Origin of the sequence: Candidatus Darwinibacter acetoxidans (assembly GCF_041936445.1) — a bacterium.
Lineage (GTDB): Bacteria > Bacillota > Limnochordia > Darwinibacteriales > Darwinibacteriaceae > DTU010.
Map to the genome: position 1 here is coordinate 1 of NZ_JBHGXH010000077.1, position 2,453 is coordinate 2,453.

2 protein-coding genes are annotated in these 2,453 nt (G+C 62.6%); both read right to left on the minus strand.

Translation table 11 applies throughout. The annotated features are described in order from the left end of the window. Nucleotides 1–302: 302 nt before the first annotated feature. A complete protein-coding gene (locus ACE4YL_RS02685) occupies nt 303–650 on the minus strand; it encodes a four helix bundle protein (RefSeq protein ID WP_461369153.1) in 348 nt (115 codons plus the stop codon). Between the two features lie 13 nt (nt 651–663). Beyond that, a complete protein-coding gene (locus ACE4YL_RS02690; RefSeq protein ID WP_461369152.1) occupies nt 664–2,385 on the minus strand; it encodes a hypothetical protein in 1,722 nt (573 codons plus the stop codon). Nucleotides 2,386–2,453: the final 68 nt, after the last annotated feature.

The window sequence follows — 2,453 nt, forward strand, 5'->3', positions numbered from 1 at the left end:
GGTTCGGAACGCGCCTACTATCTCTCCGGAGCCTGTTTTGTATTCCGCTCATCGAGCGACGAGTTATCCGGGTGATGTACTGTTGATCTGATGTTTTCTTCCGCAACCGTGGTCGCGCATACCATCCTCGAACGGTATTCCGCGGAAGCCGATGTTGTTGTTCGCGTTGGACGGGGCGTTGTTCACGTTCAGGCAGAACAGTCCATAGTTCGCGCCATTGTTCCAATTCCCGCCCCGTTTCGCAGCACGTTTTTTATACGGCTTCCTCTCACCCGGCCCGTAGTGTCGGGCGAAGCAGGAGACTAAGCCTGCTTCACCTTCATCCACCCGCCGTTCATCTTCCCCAGTTCAACGATTTTCTTCGCAACCACCTCGTATTGTCCGATACTGATGTATCTGAGGTCTCTCGCCAGGCGCACGATCACCTGGAGGTAATCGATCTCCTGGTCGAGATCCTGGTTGACCGCGGTTCCCTGCACGGAGTTGGCGAGCATGACGGTCCGGATCAGACTGAGTGCTGTCTGCCGGATTTCGCTCGCTAACCCGTCCCGCTGTTGCGGGCGCGGGAATCGTTCAGTCACCTGCATCAGATCCTTCGCCAGGTCGTACGATTTCTGCCAGATTTTCAGACGCTCGTGCTGTTCTACCATACAGATCACCAGATCAACAGACTCCGCGGAAGCCGATGTTGCTGACCACGAAGGACGGGGCGTAAAGCACGTACAGAGAGAACAACCCCGCATTCGCGGCGCTGCTCCAAGGCCCGCCCCGTAGCGCAGCATAGGTGGCCGCGTCCAGTTTCCACCAGCACCCATCGTTGCCGAACTCTGCGGACCCGCCGCTGCTCATCCCCGTTGGGAGGCAGATGTCCGGGTTCAGGGAGAGACCGTCAACAGGGGCGTCGGCGTCATACATCGCCGTGATCTTCTGCCCGCTGGTGCCGGGCGGGGTGACGATAGTTCCGGCACCGGGGTATCCCGGGGCAATCGAGAGGTTGACCCCATCGGAGACGATCTGCTGGAAGTTCCACTCCCAGACGTTACCATTGAGGTCCCAGACTCCATCTGCGCGGCCGTTCAAGGACCAACTGAGCGGTCCGGACCCGGTCAGGCACCGGCGCTTCTCGTGGGTCGCGTCGCCGGCGAGCACCGGGTCGGTGAGCCCTTCGTACTCGATCGCACGCGGGTCCCCGATGTCCTTTCCGTAGTCGTTGTTGCCCTTGGGATAGGACAACCCGTGACGATACCGGAACGTCATCGCCCAGGCGGCCAGGGCGAATTGCTCGTCCGGGGTGATCATGTGGTGGCCGACGATGGTGTAGGTGTCGTCGGTGGTGAGGGTCGCCGGGAGTTCCGGGAAGACCCGGACGTACTTGGCCTCGCCGAACTTGCCGGCCTTGATAATCCGGCGGAAGTAGGTTGTGCCACCCTGAACTATCTCCACCCGCCGGCCGACCAGGTGCTCAATATTGTCGACGAGGAACTCGGCCTTCGGGTGGTCGCCGGTCGCGTACATCGCGCAGGCGGTCGGGGTGCCGGAGGCGGACTTGTTCGCGGCGCCGCCACGGTTCTCGAGGGCGGCCCGGGCGGTGTTCCACGAGACGTCCGTCCACGGGACGACGTGGGGTTTGCACGCTGCACCGACGCCGGCACCGGGGCTGTTGGGCGTCAGACCGCCGCGCGAGGTCGCCGTGGCCAGCGGCATGCAGGCCTGGAACTTGTCGACCCAGAACCCACCGCAGAGGATTCCGTTGAGGTTCGTCTGGCTGAATCCTTCGCTGAGGAAGAACGGGATCCACACCTGGTGGATCTCCAGGTCGTTCGGGGTGCTGGCGCTGTCCTTGATGCGGAGCACGCGGTTCGGGAGCCCTGGGACAAGGGGATGCACGCCGAGCGTGGTCCCATCGACCGCCCCCCACGCGGTCGCGCTCCGGACGAGGATGTCGCCCTTCGTTGCGGTAATACCGTCGATGTCCACGGTGTAGCTCGCCCCGGTGCCCCACAGGGGCCGGAAGTCGATCTGATCGGATCTCGTCGCGAACCCGACCGGCCGGATCTTCTGCGTCCAGGTCGGCACGGTCTGTGTCAATCCGCCGGCCTCGGTCGGCGAGACGTAGACCAGTTTTCCCACGGTCCATGACCAACCGGTCTTCTCGGCCCGTCCCTGCGCGAGCGCGTTGCCGACGGTGTCTTCGACCGTGGCTGCGTCCGCGCAGAGGTAGAGGACGCCCGAGACTGTCGCTTCGGTGTTCGCCTGTGCCCGGTAGAGTTTACCGTCGGCTGCCTGGTAGAAGACAAGCCCGTACGCATTCGCGACGGTCTCGCCGAACGTCTGCTGGAGGATGCCTCCCTTCTTGTGGATTTCTCCTGCTACTCGGTTTACCATTGCTGTTGTTTCCTCCTTTTTTCAGATGTCGATGGTCGAATGGTGGAACGTCCCGCCGCCCCCATGTG